Source organism: uncultured Campylobacter sp., assembly GCF_905373215.1.
GTDB lineage: Bacteria > Campylobacterota > Campylobacteria > Campylobacterales > Campylobacteraceae > Campylobacter_B.
In genome coordinates this window covers 1-5,167 of record NZ_CAJPRT010000044.1, presented here as the reverse complement: position 1 = coordinate 5,167, position 5,167 = coordinate 1, and the positions used below count along the sequence as shown (strand labels likewise).

The 5,167-nt window shown below is 44.7% G+C and carries 5 protein-coding genes; 4 read left to right on the top strand and 1 reads right to left on the bottom strand.

The window, feature by feature from the left end; genetic code table 11:
• Together ttdA and ttdB are read left to right on the top strand one after the other, a co-directional pair.
• The coding region (gene ttdA, locus QZ176_RS10225; RefSeq protein ID WP_295153355.1) for a L(+)-tartrate dehydratase subunit alpha at window positions 1-762 on the top strand (762 nt) is incomplete at its 5' end.
• Complete coding sequence (gene ttdB, locus QZ176_RS10220) at window positions 759-1,379, top strand: L(+)-tartrate dehydratase subunit beta (protein WP_295153353.1); 621 nt, start codon at window positions 759-761, stop codon at window positions 1,377-1,379. The genes ttdA and ttdB, both read left to right, overlap by 4 nt.
• Before the next feature lie 107 nt (window positions 1,380-1,486).
• Here the strand turns inward: ttdB and QZ176_RS10215 are convergent, their stop codons facing one another.
• On the bottom strand, window positions 1,487-2,761 hold the full coding sequence (locus QZ176_RS10215; protein WP_005870822.1) for a hypothetical protein: 1,275 nt from the start codon (window positions 2,759-2,761) through the stop codon (window positions 1,487-1,489).
• Between the two features lie 137 nt (window positions 2,762-2,898).
• Between QZ176_RS10215 and QZ176_RS10210 the strand changes: the two genes are divergently transcribed.
• Complete coding sequence (locus QZ176_RS10210; protein WP_295153351.1) at window positions 2,899-3,876, top strand: asparaginase; 978 nt, start codon at window positions 2,899-2,901, stop codon at window positions 3,874-3,876.
• Between the two features lie 62 nt (window positions 3,877-3,938).
• Window positions 3,939-4,598, top strand: coding sequence for a GntR family transcriptional regulator (locus QZ176_RS10205; RefSeq protein WP_295153349.1), 660 nt, complete (start codon window positions 3,939-3,941; stop codon window positions 4,596-4,598).
• The last annotated feature ends 569 nt before the right edge of the window (window positions 4,599-5,167 follow it).

Genomic DNA, 5,167 nt, shown 5'->3' with positions numbered 1-5,167 from the left:
GAGATCTACAAAACGATGTTTGAAAACCAGCGCCTAGCTAAGCAGCTAGACCGTCCGTCCTGCCAGGATACGGGCGTGATCCAGTTTTTCGTGCGCTGCGGAGCGAACTTCCCGCTCATCGGCGAGCTTGAGGAGCTGCTGCGTGAGGCCGTACTGCGAGCGACGCGCGAGGCTCCGCTGCGTCACAACAGCGTCGAGACATTTGACGAGTATAACACCGGCAAAAACGTCGGCAAGGGCACGCCGAGCGTTTTTTGGGAGATCGTGCCGGGTAGCAGCGAGTGCGAGATACACACCTATATGGCGGGCGGCGGCTGTAGTCTGCCCGGCAAGGCGACCGTACTGATGCCGGGCATGGGCTACGAGGGGGTCGTGAAATTCGTCATGGACATCATGACCAGCTACGGCATAAACGCCTGTCCTCCGCTGCTAGTCGGCGTGGGCATCGGCACCTCGATCGACGTGGCGTCGCTGCTATCTAAAAAAGCGCTGATGAGACCTCTTGGCTCGCGCAATCCAAACGACCGAGCCGCGCTAACCGAAAAGCTACTCGAAGAGGGTATAAATAAAATCGGCCTGGGCCCGCAAGGAATGAGCGGCGCAAGCTCCGTGATGGGCGTGCATATCGAAAACTGCGCCCGCCACCCAAGCGTCATCGCCGTCGCCGTAAACGTAGGCTGCTGGTCGCACCGCAAAGGCCATATCGTCTGGGATGAGCAGCTAAATTTCGATGTAAAATCGCACAAGGAGTTTGCGCTATGAGTAAGAAAATTTTAACCACACCGATCAGCGCCGAGGATCTGGCGGATATCAAGATTGGCGACGTGATCTATCTCACGGGGCACATCGTCACCTGCCGCGACGTGCCGCACAGACGCGTCGTGCAGGAGGGTCGCAAGCTACCGCTAGATATCAGAGGCGGCGCGATCCTGCACGCGGGGCCGATCATCAGAAAAACGGACGATGGCGGTAAAGAGGGCTTTGAGATGGTCTCCGTCGGGCCTACGACTAGCATGCGGATGGAGAAATTTGAGCGCGAGTTTATCGCTAAAACGGGCGTGCGTCTGATAGTGGGCAAAGGCGGCATGGGCGAGGGCACGATGAGCGGCTGCAAGGAGTTTGGCGCGATACACTGCGTATTTCCGGCAGGCTGCGCGGTGGTCGCCGCGACGCAGGTCGAGGAGATCGAGAGCGCGGACTGGACGGAGCTTGGGATGCCCGAGACGCTGTGGAAGTGCCGCGTGAAGGAGTTTGGCCCGCTCATCGTCTCGATTGACGCGCACGGAAATAACCTTTTTGAGCAGAACAAGGTCAAATTTAACGAGAAAAAGGACGCGGCGCTAGCTGAAATTTTACCGCAGGTCGGGTTTATAAAGTAAAATTAAACAATATAAATTTACTACACTGCCAATTTTTTTTAAAATATTTGGATTTAATAGGCCAAAGCTTAACCGTCGGCTAGATTTAGCCGACGGTTTATATGAATTTAAAATATCGAAAATATAAATGACAAAATGAATAATACCAATAGTCCAAATAGCATATTTGGGCGTTGGAATTTATTCGCCGCTTTTAATTCCGATCCCGGAATTACCGGAATTACGGTTGCTAGCGCTGCGACGGGACCTCCCGTGAGATAGTATTGCATCATAGCGCTACCGCCTGCAGCCATAACGGCTAACGATAAAGGCGTCGCTGTACCTAGCGAAAGAGCGGCTTGCAAAAATGGTATGGTTATGGCTACTGACGCAGCATTACTCTGGGTTACAAAACCCGCTAACGCCGATACTATTAGCATACTTTGTATAGGTGCATGAGTTAGCATCGGAGTAAAAATTTGACCGATAAGATCAGCCAATCCAATTTGCTTTATAACACCGCTCATAAATAAAAAGCCTATCGTAGCCACAAGTGGAGTAGCTATCTTGCCGACACCTTCTAGCATATTTTTCTCGCCTTCTTGAAAATTTAAAACGGAAAGTAAAATCGTAATAATCGCACTTGCAATACCTACTACAAAGACTGGAAATCCCGCAATAAAGCCGATGAAAAGCACAATAAAAGGCAAAAACGCTTTCCAAACTGGAGCTTCGTCAGCCTTTGCTTCAAATTCTTTTGAAATGCGCTCGATATCCTCTTTGCTAAGCGTTGTGCCGCTTCGCATTCTTTTTAATCTAAAAAAGGCACAAGCAAAAACACAAAGTCCGACAAACGTACCTATAACGTTAATTAGTCCGAATCCGATATTTGACACCGCTACGACGGCTACTTGCGTAGGATGAGTAAAACCGCCGTAGTTGCCTAAAATACCGGCATGTCCGTGAATACCAGCGGATTTATTAGGATCTACTCCAAGCTTCACGGATGCCGTACCGGTTATGACCGCAGTAATAGCCGGTTGCGTAAAACCGGTAAGCATACCTATTACTGCAGCCGCTATACCGCCGGCAGTCGCTACACCTACGCCGCCGCCCAGCCTATTTCCTAGTCTTACAATACTTCGAATAATTACGTCCATGAAACCACTTGCTTGCATAACACCGATAAACATTAAAATTCCTGTCATATCGGCAATAACCGGATTTAAACCTCCGATAATAAGAGAGGCCAAAGATACGACATTTTTTGGCCCTGTTACCGGAAATCCTGCTACTAGCGCGCTAATTGCCGAACCGACTATAGCCGTAGTATATAACGGCGTCTTACCGCTTATCATTAAGATAAGCGTAAAAATCATAACGCATTGAGCCGCGACTAACATTGTCAACTCCTTTTTAAAAATTTTATTGAGCATTATAACATTTTTTCAAAAAATTATATATAATATTTAGTATTTTATATTGAAAAATTTTAAAATGTGGTATAATTTCCCAAACCAAAAAAGCGAAGGAGCAAAAAATGTCAAAGCCAAAAATTGCAATTGGTGCGTTGGGCGGTACGATTTGTATGAGTGCGAACGGTGGACAAGGCGGAGTTAAACCTAGCTTTAGTGCAGAACAGTTAGTAGGCGCGATACCTGCCTTAAAGGAGATGGTTCAACTAGAGGCTAAAACCTTGCTAGCTCTTCCTAGCGGTAGTTTAAAAATACAAGATCTCGTAGAAGTTTATAAATGGGCGAAAGAGCAGATTGCTAAAGGAGCAGTAGGCGTAGTCATTACGCAAGGAACCGATACGCTGGAAGAAAGCGCATTCTTTTTAAATTTAGTTTGGGATGAGCATGCTCCGTTGGTTATTACCGGCGCTATGCGAAATGCCGATTCTATTAGCTCGGATGGTGCCGGCAATATATATGCTAGCGTGTTAACCGCTATTAGTCCGCAAAGTAGAGATCGGGGTGTGCTGGTAGTACTAAACGATACAATTCATAGCGCACTATGGGTTCATAAGAGCAATACCTTTTCTCTGCAAACTTTTGTATCGATAAATGCCGGTATTCAGGGACTTGTGATAGAGAATGAAGTAAAATATATAACTCCTGCCGTATCGCGTCAAATTTATCCTTTGCCTGACGTCAAATTTCCTAAAGTAGAGATTATACAAAGCTATTTAGGTTGTGAAGGTGAAATGGTTGAGCTCGCCTTACGTGCTAATTATAGCGGTATCATAATTAGTGGCGTAGGTGCCGGACACGTATCATACGATATGGTGGATAAACTAAGAGATGTTCAAATTCCAGTCGTCGTCGCTTCTCGCACCGGTAGCGGGATTTGTGCTACTAAGACATACGGTTATAAAGGCTCGGAGATGGATTTACAAAGTATCGGTTGTATAATGTCCGGCTGGTTATCGCCGATTAAATCAAGACTTTTACTGATGCTTTTGCTGGCAAATAATATGAATTTGGAACAGATAAGAAAAGAATTTGGAAATTTCTAAGGCGCCGATCTGGATTGTTTTTATATTATTTTTGTATAATACTCCTAAAAAATGGAGAAGAAATGATACATCTCAATTCAGATCGTCCCATCACCACGACAGAATTTATAGTCCATAGCCTTAGTCAAGATATTTTAAACGGGAATATAAAATCCGGTTCCAAGCTGAAACAAAATGAAATTTCAAAGAGGTTTAACGTTAGCGCTACGCCGGTAAGAGAAGCGTTAAAAATTCTGACGGCAAAAGGACTGATCAGTTTCGATCCGTTTAAAGGCGCAATTGTAAAAGGGCTTTGCTATAAGGAAGCAAAAGAAATTTATGAACTCAGAATTTTATTGGAAAGTAAACTTATAACGGATGCGTTTGAAAAATATAGTACCGAATATCTACAAAAAGCGATTAATATCCAAGAACAGATCGAGACTTGCACGGATTTAAACGAATGGGCTTTGTTAAATGCCAATTTTCATCGGTGCTTTTGGCAGAGTGAAAGCGGCAGTAGGACGTTTAATATCGTCGAAACCCTTATAATGGCGGCAATCCCATATGTTTCACTGTCTTTATTTTATAAAAAACCTCATATAAAATCCTCAAATGAGGAGCATAGGGCGATAATAGAAGCGTATCAGAAAAAAGACTTAAAAAAGTTAATTCATCTCAACACCGTGCATACGAATAAGACTAAAAATATTTTGGAAGATGCGATAAAAAACAGCCTTTAAGTATTTTTTTACAAAGTATGAAATCCGCGCTGCGGCAAACTTGTTAAATTCTTATCGAGATTAAATTTATGTCCATTTTACATCAACCAAAACATTTCCCGATCAAATAGCTTCTAAAATTGCTTTTTAAAATCACATAAATTATATCAAAGGAAAATTGATAAAAAATTTTAAGGCTTTATCGATCACAGCGATACTGACGCTAAATTTAAGTACTTCGGATATTACGCTTAACGGCAAGGATATGGCGCCGTAAGAAATAGCGCAGACTATAAACGGTAACTAGGCGCGAGATTAAATTTTATCTGCAAAATCTAGCTAATCGCGAGGGATAAATTTTAAAAATTTATCCCGCAAAGCCGCCGTTTTAAAGCGCCGGCTAAAAGAGCGTGCTAATCTCGCCCAAGCTCTTTCGCGAATTTAGCCTACGCGCTATTTTTCTCCGCGAATTTCACGCTTGCATAGAGATAGCTTGTAAGCCCTAGCGCGCCCAGTATCGCGCCCGCCTCGCCTATGTGCCAAAGCCCGAATCTCGTTGCGACTTGATGTCCCAAAAGCGCTCCGCCGCC